The organism is Apilactobacillus kunkeei (genome assembly GCF_005930975.1).
In the GTDB taxonomy this organism is placed as follows: domain Bacteria; phylum Bacillota; class Bacilli; order Lactobacillales; family Lactobacillaceae; genus Apilactobacillus; species Apilactobacillus kunkeei_E.
This window is the reverse complement of record NZ_VBSE01000030.1, coordinates 1-23,669: the sequence shown is the minus strand read 5'-3', so window position 1 is coordinate 23,669 and position 23,669 is coordinate 1. Positions and strand designations below refer to the sequence as shown.

The window sequence follows — 23,669 nt, the reverse complement described above, 5'->3', positions numbered from 1 at the left end:
ATCTAATGAAAAAAATATTAAACAAAATTATTGAATATGAATTTGGTGTTCCATTAAAAAAAGATGAATACCAACAAAATGTCATGTATGAAAGTGGTTTTATTGCGTTCGGATCTTATTTCCTATTTAGTCTTATTGAATTCTTGGTTGCCGGATGTTTCTTTTTAAATTCACCTTCTGCCAACTTTTTATCTAACTTATTAGCAGTCGTATTATCAATTAACTTATTAGCTATGTTATTGGTGTTAGCGTTTCTCAAATATAAAATACGTAAAAGTAAAATTGATTTAATTGATGTAACGAATGAACAATCATATGAAACGTTGGTAAAAAAGGCTAAACGTCGTGGATTTAATTGTGGTATATCTTTTTTCATTTTGGAAAGGGCACTTGTTATCTTTGGTGGTCCCAATAACGCTGGTAACACTTTAGCAGAGAGAGTGTTAAGTCCATGGAATAATTTAATGATATTAGCTTTTTCTGTGATTGGTGGCTTTACTGTATATATAACTTTAAAAAATAAAATTCAAAAATAAAGAAGCTGTGAGGGGTTATTTTTGGAAAATCGAGTTAAAGAAATACGGACCAAATTGAATATTCAGCAAAAAGATCTAGCGCAGCTAGTTGGTATTTCTCGTCAGACTTTAAGTTTGATTGAAAAGGGAGAATACAATCCGAGTTTGAAACTATGTTTCAATATTGCCAAAACACTAAAAACAGATTTAAATACTTTATTTTGGAATGAAGGAGTGAATAACCGGTGAAGGAATCTTTGTTTATAAAACTAGTTAAAAATTTTTATGGAATTAGCAAACCGTTTGATGAGTTTGCCAGGGACGTCATTAACGACGCTGGAAATAAAATCGCGATTTGGTTAATGGTATATCTTATTGTTTCAGCATATGCATTGATGGTACTGATAAGTTGGTTTAGTCCTATGAATGTAGTAAGTGGTTTAATTATTGCCGATACCTTTGTGTATTTGATTGCAAGTGCATATATAGGTAGAATCATTAGAAAAAATAAATTGGATCGCTATGAATTTGATAATGAAGAAGAACAAAAGATTTATAGTAAAAGATTTATTATCAGCAGATTATTCACGTCTGTATTGATTTTGTTACTCACTATGTATCCGATTTCGATTTGGTTCAGATATATGGGAATGTACGAAAGTATTTCGCCAATGTTTATCGGTTTTTTTATTGGTAATTTGGTGGTAATTTATATGCAGTATTGTCGTCTATTTAAAAGATGAGGAGAATGAATATGAATGAATCTTTATTTACAAAATTAGTTAAATTTATTTACGGTATTAATAAACCATTTGATGAATTTACCAATAAGGTAATTTCTGAGGCGGCCAATAAGGTGGCATTCGGTCTTATTGTCTTTCTTTTGGTTTCGTCTTTCACATCGCTAATAATAGGAAACTTCTACGATAATTCCAACATCTTGATTGGTTTGATCTTTGCAAATATAACAGCTGCTTTAATTGCGCTAACGTATATGAATGTTGTAGTGAAACGATATGGATTAGATGAATATGATTATGGTGACGATGCTGAACGAAAAAGAGCTATCAAAAGCTATTTTAATGAAAGCATAATTACATTAGTATTTGTAATTATGTTTCTTATTTGTTTCAACTTATTTTTGGGCGGCGACTTCGGATTTATTTTCTTTACTGTATATACGATATTATATCTTTTCACAATATATTTAGGATACCGTCGTAAATTTAAATAACAAAAAAGCTTAGAGCAGATGCTCTAAGCTTTTTTTGTCTTGTCCACAATATAATTAAATAGGTTAATCAATTGACCAACAAAAAGGACTGCTAAAACAGTTCCAATCCCAATTGAAGTAATGCGGTGTAAAAATACCAATCCTAAAATGATTGTGATGATAATCATGGATGCGTCAAAGCAAAACTTCATTTGGCCAAATGGTTTATTAAATTTATCACTGATGACATTAACAAATCCATCAGCTGGGATTAGGACGAAAGATGCTTTTACCATCATAAAAATCCCTAATGCTGTACATAAAATGGCTAGTAAAGTTACTGGGATTTTTTCAGCATATCCCTGTAATGGAATCCTTTTCAATCCAACGGTTAATCCATAAAAATCAACCAGCCAACCAAAAACAAATGCTAGTACCAATTGTAAAACTATTTTTAATTCAAATTTTCTAATGATAATTAATTGGATGACCACCAAAACAATAAAGAACATCGTAGTGGCATGACCCAAAGTAGTATTTAAAATAAATGATAGAGTTTGTGGTACAGAGACTAACGAACTAACCCCGAGTTTTCCGCATGCGAATAGTGTTGTACCAAGTGCTAAAACATTTAGTCCAATTATGTACAAGATGATTCTAAACAACATCTTTGCTTTCAATATAAACATCTCCTAGAATTAAACAATAATATCTAATATTTCATGATTTTATCAATGAAGCAAGAGAAATATTCTTTTGTGGTAAAATTAGTATCATAATATGAAACTAGGAGAACTTATAATGAAAAAAGGACAGCTGAGTTTCTTGCGCAAAAAACTGCTATTGTCAATTGTGACTTGCGCAATGATAGTGGCAGCATTGTTTGGAGTTGGTTTGATTTTATCAATCTCAAATTCAAGGGCGGAAACTTCAGGAATTGTAAAACCATCGTATAATCCGCAAAACACTTATTCTAAAAATAATGCGTTTTACAAGATTGATGAACAAAATATATCAACTGTAGACGGATACCTGACATTTAACACGTGGTATCGACCAAAGATGATTCTTAGAAATGGGCAAAAGTGGGAAAAATCAACTTCTAAGGATCGTCGTCCAATTCTTATGGCATGGTGGCCAAGTAAACGTCTAGAAACACAATATATCAATTTTATGAACGAATACTTTGATTATGGCGATGATACATATGATATTACCAGTTCACAAAAGGATTTAAACGATGCTACCCAAGTTATTCAAAAAGAAATCGAGATGAAAATCACCCAAACTAAGAGCACTAAGTGGTTAAAAGCAATTATTCAGGAATTCATTAAAGATCAATCTCAATATAGTTTGGTAAATCGTGACGAAAAGAGTAATAGATTAGTTGATGGTAAGCATCGTAAATTTAATATTAATGATTTAAAACGTTTAAATTCTCTATTCTAAAAAAAGACCCCGAATTAATTTCGGAGGTCTTTTTGATTAATCGTTATTTATTTTTACGACGTAGAGCAAATGCAGCTAGTCCTAATGCAGTAGCGATTGCAACTGCACCGAGGGAGATTAACACATTTTGTTCAGTTTTGTTACCAGTTTGTGGTAACTTGTTTTTGCTTTCAGCATCATGATAAGAAGCATTGTTATTGTTACCCGGCACAGCTGGATCTACATGCTTGATAGTAACGGTTTTGTTTGGATTACCAGCGTTATTACCATGATTTGAGGATGATTTGCTGTCTGAAGTAGTGTTAGTAGAACTCTTCTTTGATGTAGGATTACCTGCATTATTGCTGTGGTTGTCTGCAACAGAAGAATGAGCACTAGAACTTTGATCTACAGAGCTTGAACTAGCAGAAGGTTGTGCACTAGAACTTTGTTTTTCAGAGCTGGAAGCAGAGGATTGAGCGCTAGAGCTTTGATCTACAGAGCTTGAACTAACAGAAGGTTGTGCACTAGAGCTTTGCTTTTCAGAACTTGAACTAGCAGAAGATTGAGCACTAGAACTTTGTTTTTCAGAGCTAGAAGCAGAGGATTGAGCGCTAGAGCTTTGTTCTTCAGAGCTTGAACTAGCAGAGGATTGAGCACTAGAACTTTGTTTTTCAGAGTTAGAAGCAGAGGATTGATCGCTAGAGCTTTGTTCTTCAGAGCTAGAAGCAGAGGATTGAGCACTAGAACTTTGTTTTTCAGAGCTAGAAGCAGAGGACTGAGCACTAGAGCTTTGTTCTTCAGAGCTTGAACTAGCAGAGGATTGAGCACTAGAACTTTGTTTTTCAGAGCTGGAAGCAGAGGATTGAGCGCTAGAACTTTGTTTTTCAGAGCTTGAACTAGCAGAGGATTGAGCACTAGAACTTTGTTTTTCAGAGCTAGAAGCAGAGGATTGAGCACTAGAACTTTGTTTTTCAGAGCTAGAAGCAGAGGATTGAGCACTAGAGCTTTGTTCTTCGGAGCTAGAAGTAGAAGATTTATCATTTGATAAGTCATCTTGTGAATAGTTTAATGAAACATTATAAATACCTGAGAAGTAGGGATCAGTTTGTCCTTGACCTAATGTACTTCTGAAACCAAGAGTAGCAACAGTTGGAAGGTTACCACCATTGTATTTATATGTTAAATAACTGATACCATTAGATGAGTATCCATCAGATGAGTTGTATACTTTTCCATCCGTACCATATGCTGTAAATCCATTAGAATGAAGATTTATTATGAATTGTGTTCTGCCAGTGTCTAAAACTGCATTTTGAGGATAAGTGTTAATATCCTCAAGGTTAATTGGAATCTTTATAACGTCACCAATTTTTGGCTTTTTAAGTGTATAGGATTCATTAACAGCTTGGTTTAAAGCAGAACCACCGCCGATTTGGTATCCTAGCATGAATGAAAGATCTGATAATTGGTTATTGTCTACATAAAATGTTTGCAAGTTAGGATAGATAGTCGATAGTCCCTTCATTGCAGAAATATCTTTAATGTTGTTTCCGTTAACTGATATTTGATTTAGCTGCTTCCAGTTAGTGTGAGCGAAACTATTGATATCAGAAATTAGGTTATTATCAGCGTTAATTGTTTGAATACTAGGGAAATCAGCGCTAGATATGACATTGATATCGCTAATCTGATTATTTGAAACGTTAATTTCTTGAATGTTTTCCCATTTTACTTTTGAAATGGAACTGATATCAGATATTTTATTGTAAGAAGCATCTAAATTTTGTAAATTAGGCCAATTGATGTTAGCAATTGGGGAAATATCAGAGATTTGATTATGAGAAGCACTTAAGCTCTTTAGTTGTTCCCAATTTTTACCATCTAGTGGACTAAAATCGCTGATTTGATTGTAATCAACAGCAATATTTTGAATGTTTGGAATGTCTATGTGTTTCATGAAATCAATACTATCGATTTTATTATCTGTTAAATTAATATTAGTTAATTTTGTATTGTTCCATCCATCCAAGTTATTAATCATTTGACTGTTTATATTTGAAGAAGTTATAGAAAGAGATGTCAAATTGTTTAGACTCTTTAGAGGTGAAAAATTGATTTGAGAATCAAATGTAACATTTTTTAGTTTAATTGAGTTTAGGTTAATTAAATTGTTAATTCCAGTCAATGAAGCAATAGGATTTGCTTCGTTACTAGCATCTAAAGTAGTTAATTGGTTTATATCACTCTGAGTTATATCATTGATGCTTTTCGCAGCACCACTCCCGAATGGATACGAATGTCTTACGTATTCATTAACAGACTGAACAAGGATATCTTGAAATGTCTTATCTGGGAACATGCTAGAAGCATCAAAATGATCTTGGGTTTCTGAAGCATAAGCGATGACGTTATCTTTAGGGTTAAAATTTTTGTTAGCGACGCTTGTTACTTCTAAAGCACCAAAAGTCAATGTTGAAAGAATGAAAGCTTTTTTTGCTAATTTTCTCATTGAGTTCACTTCCTAATTATATTTATGGTCTAACTATAATTTTATTTTGTTCTAGTATCTATGATTGCAAAGTTAAGTTTTGCTAAAGAAATTAAATCTTTTATAAAGAAAATTATAAAAATGTTAACATGTGCATAAAAACGTTTTAGCTATTACAATATATTTGTAGCATTTTATATTTAGATAGCGTACAATTAAAAAATAATGAGAAAACGATGATAAAAAAGGAGTGTTATTGATGGCTGAATTAGTTAGATTATTTAATCGATTTCAACCTGATCACTACGATATTTTTCTAGATGTTAGCCGTAGTGAAAAGAAATTTAGTGGAAAGACCACAATTTACGGTAATGCAAGTGAAGAAGAAATTGGCATTCACGAAAAAGACTTTGATGTCACTAGCGTTTCGGTAGATGGTACTGCCGTTGAATTTAGCGTGGATAATGATAATGAAGTAATTAACATATCCTTAGGAAAGACCGGGGAAGTGGCAGTAACTATTGAATACTCAGCTAAATTAACAGATACTATGATGGGAATTTATCCCTCATACTACCAAGTTAATGGTGAACAAAAACAACTTGTAGGGACTCAATTTGAAACCAATTTTGCTAGACAAGCATTTCCATGTATTGATGAACCAGAAGCAAAGGCTAAGTTTAAATTAGCGCTTAAGTTTGATGAACAACCTGGGGAGACTGCTATAGCAAATATGCCAGAAGTAAAAGTTGAAAATGGCGTTCATTATTTTGACGAAACCGTAAAAATGTCTACTTATTTAGTCGCATTTGCTTTTGGTGACATGCAAAGTAAGATGACTGAAACCAAGAGTGGCGTTAAAGTTGGTGTGTTTGGTACTAAAGCTCATGACGCTAAAGAATTAGATTTTGCCTTAGATATTGCTAAACGTTCAATCGAATTCTTCGAAGATTTTTACCAAACCCCATATCCACTTCCACATTCATGGCAATTAGCTCTACCTGATTTTTCAGCAGGTGCCATGGAAAACTGGGGACTAGTAACTTATCGTGAAGCTTACTTATTGCTAGATCCAGATAACACTTCATTTGAAGTGAAGCAACGTGTTGCTACAGTGATTGCCCATGAATTAGCTCATCAATGGTTTGGTGACCTAGTAACCATGAGATGGTGGGATGATTTATGGTTGAACGAAAGTTTTGCGAACATGATGGAATATGTTGCAATTGATGCAATCGAACCTTCATGGAACATTTGGGAAGTATTCCAAACCACAGATGTGCCTGCAGCTTTAAAACGTGATGCTGTGGACGGTGTTCAATCGGTACACGTTGATGTTCATCACCCAGCAGAAATTGATGCATTATTTGATGCAGCAATCGTTTATGCTAAGGGTGCCAGAATGTTAGTAATGGTTCGTGCCTTGATTGGTGACGATGCACTACGTGAAGGTCTAAAGAACTATTTTGCTGCTCACAAGTACAGCAACGCTGCCGGTGCTGATTTATGGGATGCACTTGGTAAGGCTGCAGGTATGGACTTGGGCAAGATTATGGAATCATGGCTGGAACAACCAGGTTATCCAGTTGTGAACGCTTACGTTGAAGATAACCGTTTGAAGCTAGCTCAAAAGCAATTTTTCACAGGTGAAGGTAAGGATGAAGGCCGTCGTTGGCAAATTCCTTTAAACGCAAACTATGACCAAGTTCCCGACATCTTTAGTGAAGAAACTATTGATTTGGGTGACTACCAAGAACTACGTAAGCTAAATGGCAAACCATTTAGAGTAAATGTTGGTAATAATTCACACTTTATCGTTGAATATGATGAAACATTACAAGATGACATCTTAAGTGATGCGAATAGTTTATCCCCAATTGATAAGATGCAGTTATTACAAGATCTTCGTTTATTAGCTGAGGCTAAGCAAGTATCATACGCAGGAATTGTTCCGGTATTAAAACAATTTGCTGATAGTAAATCTAATGTTGTTAATGATTCTGTTTACACATTAGCCAACAACTTGAAGAAGTTCGTTGAACCCGGAACTGAAGACGAAGATAACTTGAAGAAACTATACAGACAGCTAAGTGACAAACAACTAGAACGACTAGGTCTAGTTAGTGTTGACGGTGAAAGTAACAATGATAAGTTAACTCGTCCATACATCTTAAGTGCATCATTATATGGTGGCAATAAGGACTTCGCCGAAGCTGCACATGCAATCTTCCAAGATCACCAAGATAACTTATTATCATTACCTGCTGATACACGTGTATATATCTTAGCTAATGAAATGAAGAACTACTCAAACGCTGAAGAATTCGATTCATTAGTCGAAGAATACAAGCAATCAACAGACCCAAGTTATAAACAAGATATTTGTTCTGCAGTAACTCTAACAAACGATGCTAAGTTACTAGGGAAATTAGTAGCTAACTTTGAAGACAGTAGCGTTGTAAAACCTCAAGACTTACGAGCTTGGTTCTCTGGTGTATTGAGAAATCCAGCCGGTCAACAATTCGCATGGGATTGGATTAGAAATGAATGGCAATGGTTAGAAGATACTGTTGGTGGTGATATGGAATTCGCTACATTTATTACGGTTATCTCAAACATTTTCCACACTAGAACCCGTCTGGATGAATTCAAAGCCTTCTTTGAACCAAAACTAGACACACCAGGTTTAACCCGTGAAATTAAAATGGATACTAGAGCAATTACAAGTACCGTTGAATTGGTTGAATCCGAAAAAGACGCTGTTAAATCAGCAATTAAATAGTAACAAGGAAAAGGAGCCTAATTATTAGGCTCCTTTTTTAATATTCACAATATAAATGTAATAATTTGTAAACTAAAATCCCGTCAAAACGTTGTAATATATAGCTATTGATTTCGTTAAGGGGGGTAAATTTAAATGAGTAAAATCAAAAACATAATGGTATCGTTTCTAGCTATTTTTATGCTTGGATCATCATTTGTTACTGTGAGCGCAAGTGCCAATGCCAACAGTAAGTACACCAAAACTATGGATAAGTACAACAAGACAAGTAGTGCTACTTATGCCATGAACATGGATACTAACCAGGTTTACTACCAAAAGAATTCCACATCCAAACGTGCCGTTGCTTCGACCGCTAAGATTATGACATTATACTTAGCGATTCAAAAAGCACAAACTATCAAAAATGGATGGAAACAAAAAGTTAAAATATCACCAAGTTTAGCAAGAATGAGTAGACATCATTCGCTGGGCAGTTACGTATTAAAAGCTAACAAGAAGTACAGTGTTAGAAACTTGTATAAGGCTTCATTAATTGCCTCATCTAATAGTGCAACCATTGCACTTGGTCAATGGGTATCAGGAACTAACAATAAGTTCATCAAGAAGATGAACAGACAAGTGAAGGCATGGGGCATCGCTTCTCAAGCTCACTTCGTTTCCTCATCTGGTTTGGAAAACTCCGATTTATATCCATATTATATTCGTTATGGATCACGTTATGACTATAACCGTGTATCTGCTAAAGCATTAGCTGTGATTGCTTCACATCTATTGAAGCTATATCCAGCGATTGTAAATGATGCTAAGATTTATCGCTACCACCAAAGTGGTCAAACTCTAAAGAATGCTAATGAACTACTAGCGGGTGGACTAAGATATGATGCAGCATTACATGTTGATGGTTTAAAGACAGGATACACTCCGTTGGCAGGTAACTGTCTAGTAAGCACCAGTCAACTACCAAATAAGAACCGTGTGATTATCGTGTCATTACATGATAAATTTAATGCATACGATCAATATCGAATGTACAAAATGATTTATAAGACATTTCCTGAGTTTAAATAGTCAAAAAAGACCGACTTTTCTAAGTTGGTCTTTTTTTGTGCCGACATTCTACTTTTTACGAACTATAATATATTATTTTTAAATATTGTTCGTTTTTTAGTTGACGAATGTTAATCGACTTGTTATGATGAAATTAACCATTTAGAGGGGAGACTTTAAAAAATGGATGTAGCAGTTGTAATGGGTTCAATCTCTGACTTACCTAAAATACAGGGAACAATTGATACTTTGGATAGTCTAGGAATTAGTTATAACACTAAAATAATCTCAGCTCATCGGATGCCAAATGAATTGCAGGCTTTTGGCAGTTCGGCAAAATACGAACAATATAAGGTGATTATTGCTGCGGCGGGTGGTGCAGCCCATTTGCCAGGAATGTTAGCGGCAAATACAACTTTACCGGTAATCGGGATTCCGGTTAAGACCAGCACCTTAAATGGAGTTGATTCATTGCTATCAATCGTTCAAATGCCTTCAGGAGTACCAGTTGCGACCGTCGCAATTGGCGACGCTGGTGCTAAGAATGCTGCATTGTTAGCGGCTCAGATTTTAGCAATTAGCAATGACAAAATCGCACAAAGTCTAGATGATTTCCGTGAAAGACAAACAAGGGAGGCAATTGATAGTAATGAACAATTACACTAAACCAATTTTGCCACCAGCTACTATCGGAATTTTGGGTGGTGGGCAGCTTGGTCAAATGATGGCACTGGTTGCCAAAGAAATGGGTTATAAGGTTGGAGTCTTAGATCCAACACCTGACGCTCCAGCAGCACAAGTTGCAGATTTTCAAATTATCGCCGACTATGATGATGAAACAGCCATTAAGCAGTTAGCTGATAAATCAGATGTTTTAACTTATGAGTTTGAAAACGTCGATCAAGAAGCGATTAAAAAGGTTTCGGATACTACATATATCCCACAGCCATTTAGTGAACTAGAAATCACTAGCAACCGAAACAAGGAAAAGGGCTTTTTACAAAGCATTGGAGCACCTGTTACTGACTACATGCCAGTAAATAACGCCGACGATTTGTTGAAAGCGTACCAAAAAATATCTACTCCTGCGATTTTAAAAACCGCAGAGGGTGGTTACGATGGCCACGGTCAATTCGACATTAATAGTGAATCTGATTTAAAGGAAGTCATTAAACACTTGGACGGCATTGAGTGGATCTACGAAAGAAAGCAACGTTTTGTACAGGAAGTTTCCATAATGGTAGACCGAGATGTTTCCGGCAAGGTGATTGTCTTCCCACTTAGCGAAAATATTCATCAGGACCATATATTACACACCAGTATCGTACCAGCAAGAACTAATGAAAAGGTTCATAAAAATGCTGAACAGATTGCCGAAAACATTGCTTCAGAAATGAAGCTAGTCGGTGTTTTAGGAATCGAATTCTTCTTAATGGAAGATGGTAGACTTCTTGTTAACGAGCTGGCACCACGACCACATAATTCAGGTCATTACACTATTGAGGCCTGCAATGTTTCTCAATTTAAAGCACATATTTTAAGTATTTGTAATCTATCTTTACCAGATATCAAGTTAAATGATAACGCCGTAATGGTGAACCTATTGGGTGACAATCTAACACTCGGTCGAAACGAGTTAGTTAACCATCCTAATTGGAACTTTCATGATTATGGTAAGGCTGAAATTAAACATCAAAGAAAGATGGGTCACATCACCGTGACTGGTTCATCAATCGATCAATTATTGCAAGACGTTAAATTATTTAGATGAGGAGAATTAAAATGACCACATTAGTTGCATCAGGTAAGACTAAAGAACTTTACACCACCGATGATTCAAGTGTATTGCGTGTGCACTACACTGACCACACCACTGCAGGGGATGGTTTGCGTAATGAATTAATCGAAAACAAGGGCGCAGTTAACAACGAAATTTCAAGTATGATTTTCACATACTTAAACGAAAATGGCGTTGATACTCACTTTATTGAACGTGTGAACGAAACAGATCAATTAAATAAAAAAGTTGAAATGATTCCGCTGGAAGTTGTAATTAGAAACTTTGCTGCCGGACATTTCCAAAAAAGATTCGGCACTGATTATCTTCAAACATTGAAAGAACCAGTTGTCGAATTTTTTTATAAAGACAATGATTTGCACGATCCAATCGTTACGAAGTCTGATGCAATTGGCTTAGATTTAATCGAAGCTGATAAGTTAACTCAACTAGAAGCTAATGGTCTAAAAGTTAACCAAATCCTAAAAGGATTATTCGACAAGATGAACGTTACCTTAGTTGATTTCAAACTAGAGTTTGGGATTAACGAAAATGGTGAAATTATCTTAGCTGATGAAATATCACCTGATTCATGTCGTTTACTTGATAAAGACACGAACGAATCATTAGACAAGGATGTCTTTAGAAAAGAAGCTGGCGATATGATGCCAGGGTACCTAGAAATTCTACATCGTTTACGAGCAGCCATTTAGGGAGGAAGAAATATGTATTTAGCACAAATTTATGTTCATCACAAAGCATCAATTTTAGATCCTCAAGGTGAAGCAGTATTGAACGCCTTACAACGTTTGGGTTACGACAAGGTCGACGCAGTTAAACAAGGTAAGTACTTTGAAGTTAACATCCAAGCTGATAGCGAAGATGAAGCATCAAAGGTTGTTAATGATATTGCTAAAGACCTATTAGTAAACCACAATATGGAATCATTTGAATTTGATTTAAAGGAAGTGGCGAAATGAAATTTGCAGTAATTAGTTTTCCCGGCTCTAACTGTGACATGGATATGTACTATGCAGTCCGCGATTCACTAAATGAAGACGTCGATTTAGTTACTTCAGACGCTACTAATCTAGATGGATATGATGGTGTCTTAATTCCAGGTGGTTTCTCCTATGGTGATTATCTAAGAAGTGGTGCCGTAGCTCGTTTTGCACCAGTTATGGAATCGGTTAAGGAAATGGCCGCAGAAGGGAAACCGGTATTGGGTGTCTGCAATGGATTTCAAATTTTAACTGAAGCAAACTTACTACCAGGTTCGCTTCAACACAACACTAGCATGGAATTTATCTCTGATTGGTCCAAACTTCGTGTTCAAAATAACGACACAATGTTTACCGACCAATACGAAGAATCAGAAGTGATTGATATTCCAATCGCCCATGGTGAAGGTAATTACTACTGTGATGACGAAACTTTAGCTCAATTAAAAGCTAACAATCAAATCGTTTTCACTTATGAAGACAATCCGAACGGTAGTTGTGACAATATCGCTGGTGTTGTGAACGAACAAGGTAATGTTTTAGGGATGATGCCACATCCAGAACGTGCCGTTGAGAGTATTTTAGGTGGAACTGACGGCTTGAAGTTGTTCAAGTCATTATTAAATCACGTTAGGAGCTAACAAGATGGAAAAGCCAAAGACAATTACACCCCAAGATATTAAAGATCAAAAGATTTACCAAGACTGGGGTTTAACTGATTTTGAATATAACTTAATTTCAAATGACATTTTGCACCGCTTGCCTAACTACACCGAAACTGGTTTGTACTCAGGAATGTGGAGCGAACACTGCTCATACAAGAATTCTAAACCTGTCTTAAGAAAATTCTGGTCAGATGGTTCTCGTGTTCTACAAGGACCTGGGGAAGGTGCTGGAGTTTTAAATATTGGTGATGGCCAAGCGGTGGTATTTAAAGCCGAAAGTCATAACCATCCAAGCTATGTTGAACCTTATGAAGGTGCTGCTACTGGTGTGGGTGGAATCATCAGGGATATTTTCTCAATGGGAGCTAAACCGGTCGCTTCTTTAGATAGTCTTCGTTTCGGTGAACTAACTAATGATAAAAATCGATTTTTATTAGATAAGGTTGTTGCTGGAATTGCTGGTTATGGTAACTGTATTGGGGTGCCAACAGTTGGTGGTGAAATAAGTTTTGATCCATGTTATGACGGTAACCCTTTGGTAAATGTTATGTGTGTCGGATTGATGGATCAAGAAGACATCGAGGCAGGAAGAGCTTCAGGTGCTGGAAACTCAATCATCTACGTCGGTGCTAAGACTGGACGTGATGGAATTAACGGTGCAACGTTTGCTTCAAGTCAATTCAGCACTGAAGAAGAATCTGATCGTTCTGCAGTTCAAGTTGGTGATCCATTTATGGAAAAATTACTTGTTGATGCATGTCTGGAAGTGACTCATAACCACAAGGATATCTTAGTTGGAATTCAAGACATGGGTGCAGCTGGTCTAGTATCTTCATCAGCTGAAATGGCTGACAAAGCTAATAGTGGAGTGGACCTTGATTTAGACTTAGTTCCTCAAAGAGAAATTGGGATGACACCATATGAAATCATGCTATCCGAATCACAAGAAAGAATGTTGCTTTGTGTCAAAGCGGGCCATGAAGATGAAATTCTTGAAATCTTTGAAAAACATCACCTAGACGCTGTTGTCATTGGTCATGTTAATGATGATAAACAATACAGATTGATTCATCATGGTGAAGTTGTTTGTGATATCCCAACTTCAAGTTTGGTAAACGATGTTCCAGAATACCAACACGATGTCGTAGAACCTGAACGTTTAAAGAACGTTAAAGAAGCCAAAGTGCCAGTTATTAGCAATGTTAATGACATGGTTAAGACGATTATTGGGCAACCCACAATCGTTTCTAAAGAGTCAGTTTACCGTCAATATGATTGTCGTGTTCAAGCCAACACTGTCGTTCAACCTGGTAGTGACTCAGGAGTGATTCGTGTTCGTGGAACTAATAAATCACTCGCAATGACTACTGATGCCAACGGTCGTTACATCTACCTTAATCCAAAACTAGGTGGGCAAATTGCTGTATCAGAAGCTGCTAGAAATATTGTCGCTAGCGGTGCCGTGCCAATCGGTATCACTGACTGCTTGAACTTTGGAAACCCTGATGATTCAGAAAGTTACTTTGAAATGGATCAATCAGTTGAAGGAATCTCTAAGGCTTGTGAAAAATTCGATACACCCGTAATTGCTGGAAACGTTTCTCTATATAACGAGACTGATAACAAGGCGATTTACCCAACTCCAATGATCGGGATGGTTGGTTTAATTGAAGATAATCAATACATCACTAAATCTGACTTTTTGGAAACTGGGAAATTAGTCTACGTTATTGGAGATACAAACGATGATTTTGCGGGCTCAGAAATTCAAAAGCATTTAGAAGGCCAAATTTCAGGAAAAATCCATTTTGACCTAGAAGAAGAATTTAGCAACCAACGTTTAATTCTTGATTTAATTCATAACCACCTAATTGAATCTGCTCACGATGTGAGTGAAGGTGGCATTATCGTATCGCTACTGGAATCATTATTTGAAAACAATCTTGGTTTAAATGGTGAAATCGATATTACTAAAGCGCAATTATTTTCAGAAACTCAATCAAGATATGTGGTATCAGTCAGCCAAGAAGACCGAGAAGCCTTTGAAAAACTAGCTGGTAAAAAAGCCCATTTGATTGGAGTGACTGACGATAGTCAACAAATCAATCTACGACTACAAGATGGTCAATATGTTGATGATGTGACTACATTAAAAACCATCTGGAAGGAAAGTTTATCATGCCAAATGAAGTCAAAAGCTTAAACGATGAATGTGGTGTTTTTGGAGTCTGGGGTGTTGAAGGTCCGGCTGCCAAAGTCGCTTACAGTGGTCTCCACGCTTTGCAGCATCGTGGTCAAGAAGGTGCTGGAATTCTTGCCATTGACGCTAATAAACGACTAAACCGATATCGCGGACAAGGTTTACTTGGAGCTATTTTTGATGACCCACATTCATTTGATCGATTACATGGAAATGCAGCACTAGGCCACATTCGATACGCAACTGCTGGAAGCCATACCATCAACAATGTTCAACCATTTATGTTTGAAAACACCGAAACTCATTTCGCACTATCACATAATGGAAACTTAACTAATGCTGACACTCTAAAAGAAATGCTTAGAAAAACTGGAACTATCTTCCAATCTGATTCTGATAGTGAGATTTTCGGTGACTTGATTGAAGTTAGTAATCAAGAAACTTTCTTAGGTCGTATCAAGGAAGCTGCCAATCAAATGCACGGTGGCTTTGCCTATGTATTACTTAGTCCAGATGCAATGTATGCAGTATGTGACCCCAACGGATTACGTCCTTTGGTTGTCGGAAGAAGAAAAGACGGCGCCGTGGTTATCTGTAGTGAAACATGTGCTTTAGATCAAGTTCAAGCCGAATATGTAAGGGATGTTCAACCGGGAGAGGTCATTATTGTTGATGACTCTGGAATCAAGATTGACCACTTTACCGAAGATACTGAACTAACTATTTGTTCAATGGAATATGTTTACTTCGCTCGTCCTGATTCTGTAATTCATGGCGTTTCGGTTCATGAGGCTAGAAAACGTATGGGAGCGTTGGTGGCTCGCGAAAATCCAACCAAGGCTGATGTTGTGATTGGGGTACCAAACTCGTCGCTTTCTGCGGCGATGGGATATGCAATTGAAAGTGGCATTCCCTACGAAATGGGATTGATTAAGAATCAATACGTTGCCAGAACCTTTATAGAGCCAACTCAAGAACGACGTGAACGCGGGGTTTCAATGAAGCTTTCCGTTGTTAAATCAGTCATCAAGGACAAGGACGTCATCTTAGTAGATGACTCAATCGTTCGTGGAACCACCAGTCGTTTTATTGTCAAAATGTTAAAGGATGCTGGAGCAAAATCAGTCCATGTTCGAATTGCTTCACCTGATTTGAAATACCCATGCTTTTACGGAATCGATATTCAAAAGCCAAGCGAATTAATCGGTGCCAATCACAGTGTTGAAGAAATTAAAAACATCATCGGGGCTGATTCTTTAAAGTATCTAAGTGTTGAGGGGTTAATCAATGCAATCGATCTTGATTGCGACAATCAATACCATGGTTTGTGTACGGCCTACTTTGATGGCAAATATCCAACACCATTGTATGACTATCAAGAAACATATGATGCAGAAGCAAAAAGACTACATCTATATGAGGAGGATGAAGTGAATGGCTAATCAATATAAAGAAGCCGGTGTCGATGTTGAGAGTGGCGAAAAGGCAGTAGATTCCATTAAAAATATGGTCGCTTCTACTTATGATCAAAGCGTAGTTGATGGTCTAGGTGGATTCGGCGCAATGTATTCACTTCAATCACATTTCGCTAAATATGATGATCCAGTTTTGATTTCAGGAACTGATGGTGTGGGTACTAAGTTGATGTTAGCGATTCAAGCTAAACGTCACACTACAATTGGTGTTGATTTGGTGGCAATGTGTGCTAACGACATCTTGGCACAAGGGGCGAAACCATTATTTTTCTTAGATTACATCGGAATTGGTAAATTACTTCCGGCAGAAATTAAGGAAATCGTTTCTGGTGTTGTAATGGGATGTAAGCAAGCTGGTCTTTCTTTAATTGGGGGAGAAATGGCTGAAATGCCTGGTATTTATAAGAAAGATGATTATGATCTTAGCGGTTTTGCGGTAGGAATTGCTGATAAAAAGCGTTTGCTAGGTGCACAAAATGTGAAAAAAGGTGACAAGTTAATCGGTTTGAAGTCATCTGGAATTCACTCCAATGGGTACTCATTAGTTCGAAAGATTATCAAGGATGCCAATCTTGATTTAAACGCCACATACCAAGGGCTATCACAACCATTAATTGATGAATTACTTACCCCGACGCGTTTGTACTACCACTATGTTAAGGGAATCATTGAGTCTGGTGCGATTCATGCAATTGCCAATATCACCGGTGGAGGAATTGCTGATAATTTATCTCGAGTAATTCCGAATGATTTGACTGCTAAAATTGACCGTTCATCTTGGTCAGTGCCAAATATCTTCAAGTGCCTACAAGATTGGGGAAACCTTGATCAAAGTGATATGGATTTGGTATTTAACCAGGGAATTGGCATGGTATTAGTTGCTCCTGAAGAGTATGTTCAAGCAGTGACCAACTACCTTACAGACAACGGCCTAGAATATTTTGAGATTGGTGAGGTGGTAAAACGTGAGCAACAAGCAGTTGAAATCGACTAAGCTTCCGGTTGCCATTTTTGCTTCCGGAAATGGAACTAACTTCGACGCCATTGCTGAAGCAGAGCTACCAATCGATATTAGGTTATTAGTATGTGATCATCATGATGCTTATGTAGTGCAAAGAGCGAAAAGAAAAGGCATTAACGTCTTGATAGAAGAGCTTCATAAGGGTGAAAAAAGATCTATTCGTGAGGGACGTATCTTAGAAGCATTAAAGGAACAAGGCGTAAAGGTTATTATACTCGCCGGGTATATGCGTATTGTAGGTGATACATTGCTAAATGCTTTTCCTAATAAGATTATTAATATCCATCCAGCATTGCTACCGAGTTTTCCAGGAAAACAAGGAATCCTAGATGCATATAATGCTGGAGTTAATAAGACGGGAGTCACGATTCATTTTGTGGATTCGGGGATTGACTCTGGTCAAATTATTGCTCAAGAAGAAGTTTTTAGAAAAGAAGGTGATTCGTTAGCGGATTTGGAAAATCGAATTCATGATGTTGAACATCAGTTGTACCCACGCACGATTTTACAATTAATTAAAAAGGGAGTTATTTAAATTGAAAAAGTTAGCATTGTTAAGTGTCTCAGATAAGAATGGAATTGTTGAATTTGCCAAGCAACTAGAACAACGCGATTACGATATTGTCTCAACTGGGGGAACATTGAAGACATTATTGGACAATGGTGTGGATGCAATCGCTGTTGAAGAAATTACTAATTTTTCAGAAATGCTAGATGGTCGTGTGAAGACATTACATCCTCGTATTCACGCTGGAATTCTTGCTCGTCGCGACAATCAAGAACACATGCAACAACTAAAGGAACAAAATATTGGATTAATCGATTTAGTCTGTGTCAATTTGTATCCATTTAAAGAAACAATTGAAAAACCAGACGTTACATATGCCGATGCAATTGAAAATATTGATATCGGTGGTCCTTCAATGCTAAGAGCCGCTGCTAAGAATAGCCAAGACGTGATCGTAATTACTGATGTATCTGACTATGATGATTACATTGCAAGATACGACGCCGATGAAATTGATGCTGAATACAGAAGCGGTTTGGCAGCGAAGGTATTTAGACATACTGCCGCTTACGATGCATTAATCGCCAACTACCTAACCAAAGAAGAATTCCCAGAAAAGCTAACTTTCACATATGAAAAGGTAGAAGCAATGCGTTACGGTGAAAACAGTCACCAAAAAGCGGCATACTACAAGGAACCAATTCCTGAAAAATATTCGCTAGCTAATGCAAAACAATTACATGGTAAGAAGCTATCATACAACAACGTTAGGGATGCAGATGCCGCACTTCGTATTGTCGCCGAATTCCCAGATCAAGCTACTGTTGTGGCATTAAAGCACATGAACCCATGTGGTATTGGGACTGCAGATGACTTACTAACTGCTTGGAACCTAGCTTATGAATCAGATTCAACTTCAATCTTTGGTGGAATCATCGCTTTAAACCGAGAAGTTGACCTAGCAACGGCCGAAAAGATGCACGCTATCTTCTTGGAAATCGTAATTGCTCCATCATTTACTGACGAAGCTTATGACGTATTAGCTAAGAAGAAAAACATCCGTCTATTAACTGTTGATTTCGATAAGATTAACCCTGACAAGAAAGATTTAGTAAGTGTGCTAGGTGGAATGTTAGTTCAAGAACGTGACTTGCTTCATGAAGAACCAACGGACTACAAAGTTGTCTCAAAGAAACAACCAACTGAAAAGCAAATGAAGGCGTTAGCATTTGCTCAAAACGCTGTTAAGCACGTTAAAAGTAATGCAATCGTAGTTACCACCGATCATCAGACCTTAGGTGTTGGTTCTGGTCAACCTAACCGTATTGATTCAACTAAGATTGCTATCAAGAAGGCTGAAACTAAGCCTGATTATGCAAACGCAGTATTAGGTTCAGATGCATACTTCCCAATGGATGATTGTGTTGAATTTGCCGCAAAACATGGTATCACAGCAATTGTTGAACCTGGTGGAAGTATTCGCGATCAAGATTCAATTGATAAAGCAGACGAGTTAGGTATTGCCCTTGTATTTAGTGGCAACCGTCATTTCAAACACTAGAGTGAGGTTATGATGAAGATGGAAAAATGGTTATTGATTGGTTCAGGCGGTCGCGAATATGCGATGGCACAAAGTTTAGCTAAGAACGTCAATCGAAAAGTTTTTGTAGCACCTGGTAATCCCATGATGAATGTAATCGATAGGGTTCAAACCATAAATATTGAAGAACTAGATTTCGATGCTCTAATTGAATTTGCCTTGGATAATCAAATTGATTGGACGGTAATCGGTCCCGAAAAACCACTTAGTGATGGCATTGTTGACAGATTTACCAATGCTGGTTTGAAGGTTTTTGGACCCAATAAAGAGGCTGCTCAATTGGAAAGCTCTAAGGAGTTCGCTAAAGAAGTGATGAAATCAGCTAGTGTCCCAACCGCTGCCTATGCTACTTTTAGTAATTATGATGACTCTATCAAATACTTGGAGGAACATGATTTTCCAGTTGTTGTGAAATTAAACGGTTTGGCTGCTGGAAAAGGTGTTTTCATCATTAAAGACTTAGCAGAAGCCAAAGAAACATTGGCTTCGATCTATGATAATAACGTTCACCAAGAAATTCTGATTGAAGAATACCTGGACGGTCAAGAATTTTCGATGATTGTAATGGTAAACGGATTGGATATCATAACCATGCCATTAGCTCAAGATCACAAGCGCATCTATGATGGCGATAAGGGCCCCAATACTGGTGGAATGGGTGCCTACAGTCCACTTCCGCAATTTGGTGATAATGTCTTAAACGAGGGATTAGTGAAGGTGATTAGACCCGTGTTGGCTGAAATGCACAAACGAGGCATTTTGTTCCAAGGTTTTCTATACGCTGGATTAATCCTGACTAAAGATGGTGTTAAAGTAATCGAATTCAACGTTCGAATGGGTGATCCGGAAACTCAAGTCATCTTGCCACAGTTACAAGACGATTTGGGGGATGTGATTGTCAAACTAATGAACCATCAAGAACAAAACGTTGATTGGCAAACCGACCGATACTTCCTTGGCAATGTCCTAGCTGCTAAGGGGTACCCTGGTAACCATAAAAACGGATTAACACTACCTCAATTTAGCGATGATAAACTTTCGGTAGCTTATGCCGGAGTAGAAGAACAAGATGAACAACTAGTTAGTTCTGGTGGACGTATTATGATGGTAATTGCTTCGAATAAAGACTTAAAAAAGGCACAAAAATTAGTTAATCAAGCAATTGCTGATAACGTTAATACGAACGATTATTCGTTCCGAACTGATATCGGTGACAAAGCATTTAGATAAGTAAAAAAGCTATGGTCTATACCATAGCTTTTTTACTGTAAGATTTTATCTTTGTATATCTTGTGAATAAAGTATAGACTTTTGTTTATACATATTTTAGGAGTTGAAATAATGGAAAATTACGCACAACAATATGCTGATATTAAAAAAGCAATGCAAAAAGATGAGGCCGCTTTTAATAAAATTGATCGTCGTTTAACTCAAAAAATTAATAACGAAGATTTTAAAGTAATTGATGCCGACAAGGCACTTCAAGAAAACTACACGTTTGGGAAAAAACTGGCTGATCAAGTAGCTAAAGTTGGTGGTTCATGGGGGTTTGTAATTTCTTTCATTGTCTTTTTAGTTGGTTGGATGATTATTAATGTTATGCAATTATTCGGTTGGCATTTTGATCCATATCCATTCATTCTTTTGAATTTGGCACTTTCATGTATTTCTGCGATTCAAGCACCTATCATTATGATGAGTCAAAACCGTGCAGGAGAAAAAGATGATTTAGACCGTAGAAATGATTACCACGTTAACCTACGTTCAGAAGAAGAATTAAAGTTATTACATGCTAAGGTTGATTTACAAACAAAATATAACAAGCATCAAAGTCAATTGAATCAATTACAAATGGAAATGTTAATTCGTATCGAAGCATCACAAAGAGAACGAAATATTGAAAATAATTTGGAAAACAAAAAGGATGATTAATTAATAATCATCCTTTTTTATTTGAATATTTCTAAGGACGTCTAATTATCCATATATTAAATATAGATAAAAACATAAAAATATTGCCATTTTTTCAATATAGTAGCATAATATACGTATATTATAAAAGTAAATACAATTAATGTTCGTGATTTAACGAAAAGAGGAGCTTTTAAATGGATGTCATTAACGAATCAAAGCATTTTAGTTTTGATCAAAAAAAGACGCTAGCCTCTACCACTGTTGGTTTTGCGCTAGAAAATATGGATAGCATGTTCTTATCTTTTGCGCTATCGTCGATGATTTTGAGTTTACATATTAGTCCTGCCGCAGCTGGACTTACTTCAACTATTACCAATTTAGGTAAACTATTTGGTGGATTGTTATTCGGGATTTTGGCTGATCGATTTGGTCGTGTCAAAATCTTCTCACATACAATTTTCTTATTTGCGCTTGCTACTGGATTATTATTCTTTGCTCACAACATTTATGAAATTTATCTACTAAGATTTTTAGCTGGAGTTGGATCAGGTGGAGAATTTGGTGCAGGGGTGTCATTGATTTCTGAACATTTCCAAGGGTTTAAGGTCGGCAAAATTATTTCCTTCTCAGCTGCCGGTGGTCAAATGGGTGGAATCATGGCTGCTATTATTGCTTCGATTGTTCTTCCGATGTTTGGGTGGAATACTTTATTTTTATTCGGATTAATTCCAGTTGCATTAGCATATTTTATTCGTCGTCATTTAAAAGAAAGTCCGGTTTATGAAGCTGAAGTTCAGAAAAATCACAAGCTTCCACATGTGTCATTTTCTGAACTATTTAAGACGCCACAACTAGCATGGCAAACAATTGTAATCACCATTATGGTAATTGTTGAAAACGCTGGTTACTATGGGTTAATGATTTGGTTACCAACAATTATGCAAAAACAACTTCATGTTTCAATTTCAAAATCGTCACTATGGATGATTGCCACAATTGTTGGTATCAGTTTAGGAATGATTAGTTTTGGTTACATTATGGATAAAATTGGTCCCAGAGTTGCCTTTGCGTTCTTTATGTTGTCTGCAGCCGTGGCAATTTATGGTATTGCAATTGCTCATAGTGCCATGATGTTACTAGTGTTTAGTGCGCTAGCAGGATTCTTTGCAGCAGGTTTCTACGGTGGCTTTGGTGCCATTATCAGTCGATTATATCCTACCAACATTAGGACCACAGCAAATAACATGATTATGGCAATCGGTAAGTCGGTAGGTGGTTTTTCACCAGTGTTGATGGGACTATTAATGGCTAAGTTTTCATTGATTGAAATTATGGTATTCATGTCATTAATGTATCTAATTGCAGTCGTTGCAATGTTAACGCTAAAGAAACTAAGAAACTTTAATCATGGGTACATGTAAGATAAACAAAAAGTGAATTTAATATAAGCGAAAATTGACCCTACGTCTATTTTTGGTTATTATTATGTTAAGGAATAATTATAAAACGATTAGATGTAATTATTTTTATTTATATTTAGGGGGATTTTTCATAATGGATAACGGTTCAAACAACCAACAACCAGATTTTCAACAACAAAATGGTCAACCAAACGGTGGTAACCAATCAATTTACATCAACCAAGCTAAGACTAATGGTATCGGGACTGCCGGTTTCGTATTATCATTAATTGCTTTATTGGTTACTTCATGGATTCCATTTGTTGACTTTATTGTATGGTTATTAGGTGCCATCTTCTCAATTATTGGTTTATTTAAGCAACCTAAAGGTCTTGCAATTGCTGGTACTATTATTTCATTTATTGGTATTATCTTTATCTTGTTCGTACTATCATTTATTGGTGCAGCATTAGCTTAATATTTGAAAGATAAAGGTACTTGATTTGATCAATGATTAAAGTAAGTACATATATAAAAAAGCACTATCCATTAGGAACTGCAACTATTATTTTGAACAAATAAATAAAAGCAGCTTTCTAACTATTTAATTGGGCAACTGATTTTCTGTA

At 36.5% G+C, this 23,669-nt stretch carries 23 protein-coding genes; 21 read left to right on the top strand and 2 right to left on the bottom strand.

Annotated features, from left to right (window positions below; genetic code table 11):
• The first annotated feature begins 5 nt into the window (after positions 1-5).
• From FD688_RS00385 to FD688_RS00370, 4 genes are read left to right on the top strand one after another with little or no spacing between them, the layout of a single operon-like run.
• Positions 6-536, top strand: a complete 531-nt coding sequence (locus FD688_RS00385; RefSeq protein ID WP_138741352.1) for a DUF3278 domain-containing protein — start codon at positions 6-8, stop codon at positions 534-536.
• Positions 537-557: 21 nt separating this feature from the next.
• The gene (locus FD688_RS00380) at positions 558-764 is read left to right on the top strand and encodes a helix-turn-helix transcriptional regulator (RefSeq protein ID WP_138741351.1); all 207 of its coding nucleotides are present in this window, start codon (positions 558-560) and stop codon (positions 762-764) included.
• Complete coding sequence (locus FD688_RS00375; RefSeq protein WP_138741350.1) at positions 761-1,258, top strand: DUF3278 domain-containing protein; 498 nt, start codon at positions 761-763, stop codon at positions 1,256-1,258. Before FD688_RS00380 ends, FD688_RS00375 begins: the two co-directional genes overlap by 4 nt.
• An 11-nt stretch (positions 1,259-1,269) precedes the next feature.
• Entirely contained in the window at positions 1,270-1,749 is a 480-nt protein-coding gene (locus FD688_RS00370; RefSeq protein WP_190242845.1) for a DUF3278 domain-containing protein, read from the top strand.
• A gap of 23 nt (positions 1,750-1,772) precedes the next feature.
• Here FD688_RS00370 and FD688_RS00365 read toward each other — a convergent pair whose 3' ends face one another.
• Positions 1,773-2,408, bottom strand: a complete 636-nt coding sequence (locus tag FD688_RS00365) for a YczE/YyaS/YitT family protein (protein ID WP_138741348.1) — start codon at positions 2,406-2,408, stop codon at positions 1,773-1,775.
• A gap of 121 nt (positions 2,409-2,529) precedes the next feature.
• Between FD688_RS00365 and FD688_RS00360 the strand changes: the two genes are divergently transcribed.
• A complete protein-coding gene (locus FD688_RS00360; protein WP_190242844.1) occupies positions 2,530-3,177 on the top strand; it encodes a glycoside hydrolase family 70 protein in 648 nt (215 codons plus the stop codon).
• A 43-nt stretch (positions 3,178-3,220) separates the two neighbouring features.
• Here the strand turns inward: FD688_RS00360 and FD688_RS00355 are convergent, their stop codons facing one another.
• Entirely contained in the window at positions 3,221-5,668 is a 2,448-nt protein-coding gene (locus tag FD688_RS00355) for a leucine-rich repeat domain-containing protein (protein WP_138741346.1), read from the bottom strand.
• A gap of 238 nt (positions 5,669-5,906) precedes the next feature.
• Between FD688_RS00355 and FD688_RS00350 the strand changes: the two genes are divergently transcribed.
• The 16 genes from FD688_RS00350 to FD688_RS00275 all read left to right on the top strand — a co-directional run bounded on the left by FD688_RS00350 (position 5,907) and on the right by FD688_RS00275 (position 23,518).
• A complete protein-coding gene (locus FD688_RS00350) occupies positions 5,907-8,429 on the top strand; it encodes a M1 family metallopeptidase (RefSeq protein ID WP_138741345.1) in 2,523 nt (840 codons plus the stop codon).
• Between the two features lie 135 nt (positions 8,430-8,564).
• Complete coding sequence (locus tag FD688_RS00345) at positions 8,565-9,500, top strand: D-alanyl-D-alanine carboxypeptidase family protein (protein ID WP_138741344.1); 936 nt, start codon at positions 8,565-8,567, stop codon at positions 9,498-9,500.
• A gap of 162 nt (positions 9,501-9,662) precedes the next feature.
• Positions 9,663-10,145, top strand: a complete 483-nt coding sequence (gene purE / locus FD688_RS00340; protein ID WP_034531300.1) for a 5-(carboxyamino)imidazole ribonucleotide mutase — start codon at positions 9,663-9,665, stop codon at positions 10,143-10,145.
• Positions 10,129-11,250, top strand: a complete 1,122-nt coding sequence (purK, locus tag FD688_RS00335) for a 5-(carboxyamino)imidazole ribonucleotide synthase (protein ID WP_138741343.1) — start codon at positions 10,129-10,131, stop codon at positions 11,248-11,250. Before purE ends, purK begins: the two co-directional genes overlap by 17 nt.
• 11 nt (positions 11,251-11,261) lie before the next feature.
• Positions 11,262-11,969 carry a phosphoribosylaminoimidazolesuccinocarboxamide synthase gene (gene purC / locus FD688_RS00330; protein WP_225426073.1) on the top strand — a complete coding sequence of 236 codons (708 nt, stop codon included), beginning with the start codon at positions 11,262-11,264 and terminating at the stop codon, positions 11,967-11,969.
• A 12-nt stretch (positions 11,970-11,981) separates the two neighbouring features.
• Positions 11,982-12,236 carry a phosphoribosylformylglycinamidine synthase subunit PurS gene (gene purS / locus FD688_RS00325; protein WP_034531295.1) on the top strand — a complete coding sequence of 85 codons (255 nt, stop codon included), beginning with the start codon at positions 11,982-11,984 and terminating at the stop codon, positions 12,234-12,236.
• A complete protein-coding gene (purQ, locus tag FD688_RS00320; RefSeq protein WP_054605062.1) occupies positions 12,233-12,898 on the top strand; it encodes a phosphoribosylformylglycinamidine synthase subunit PurQ in 666 nt (221 codons plus the stop codon). Before purS ends, purQ begins: the two co-directional genes overlap by 4 nt.
• 4 nt (positions 12,899-12,902) lie before the next feature.
• A complete protein-coding gene (gene purL, locus FD688_RS00315) occupies positions 12,903-15,125 on the top strand; it encodes a phosphoribosylformylglycinamidine synthase subunit PurL (RefSeq protein ID WP_138741342.1) in 2,223 nt (740 codons plus the stop codon).
• Positions 15,101-16,564, top strand: coding sequence for an amidophosphoribosyltransferase (gene purF / locus FD688_RS00310; RefSeq protein WP_034534776.1), 1,464 nt, complete (start codon positions 15,101-15,103; stop codon positions 16,562-16,564). Before purL ends, purF begins: the two co-directional genes overlap by 25 nt.
• Positions 16,557-17,591 (top strand): phosphoribosylformylglycinamidine cyclo-ligase, encoded by a 1,035-nt coding sequence (gene purM / locus FD688_RS00305; RefSeq protein WP_138741341.1) that lies wholly within the window; start codon positions 16,557-16,559, stop codon positions 17,589-17,591. Before purF ends, purM begins: the two co-directional genes overlap by 8 nt.
• Positions 17,563-18,153, top strand: a complete 591-nt coding sequence (gene purN / locus FD688_RS00300) for a phosphoribosylglycinamide formyltransferase (protein WP_225426072.1) — start codon at positions 17,563-17,565, stop codon at positions 18,151-18,153. The genes purM and purN overlap by 29 nt, the downstream gene beginning before the upstream one ends.
• 1 nt (position 18,154) lies before the next feature.
• Positions 18,155-19,687, top strand: a complete 1,533-nt coding sequence (gene purH / locus FD688_RS00295; RefSeq protein ID WP_138741340.1) for a bifunctional phosphoribosylaminoimidazolecarboxamide formyltransferase/IMP cyclohydrolase — start codon at positions 18,155-18,157, stop codon at positions 19,685-19,687.
• 9 nt (positions 19,688-19,696) lie between these two features.
• Positions 19,697-20,956 (top strand): phosphoribosylamine--glycine ligase, encoded by a 1,260-nt coding sequence (gene purD / locus FD688_RS00290; protein WP_138741339.1) that lies wholly within the window; start codon positions 19,697-19,699, stop codon positions 20,954-20,956.
• A gap of 111 nt (positions 20,957-21,067) precedes the next feature.
• Positions 21,068-21,658, top strand: a complete 591-nt coding sequence (locus tag FD688_RS00285; RefSeq protein ID WP_138741338.1) for a DUF1003 domain-containing protein — start codon at positions 21,068-21,070, stop codon at positions 21,656-21,658.
• 176 nt (positions 21,659-21,834) lie between these two features.
• A complete protein-coding gene (locus tag FD688_RS00280; RefSeq protein WP_138741337.1) occupies positions 21,835-23,061 on the top strand; it encodes an MFS transporter in 1,227 nt (408 codons plus the stop codon).
• 133 nt (positions 23,062-23,194) lie between these two features.
• On the top strand, positions 23,195-23,518 hold the full coding sequence (locus FD688_RS00275; protein ID WP_034531285.1) for a hypothetical protein: 324 nt from the start codon (positions 23,195-23,197) through the stop codon (positions 23,516-23,518).
• The last annotated feature ends 151 nt before the right edge of the window (positions 23,519-23,669 follow it).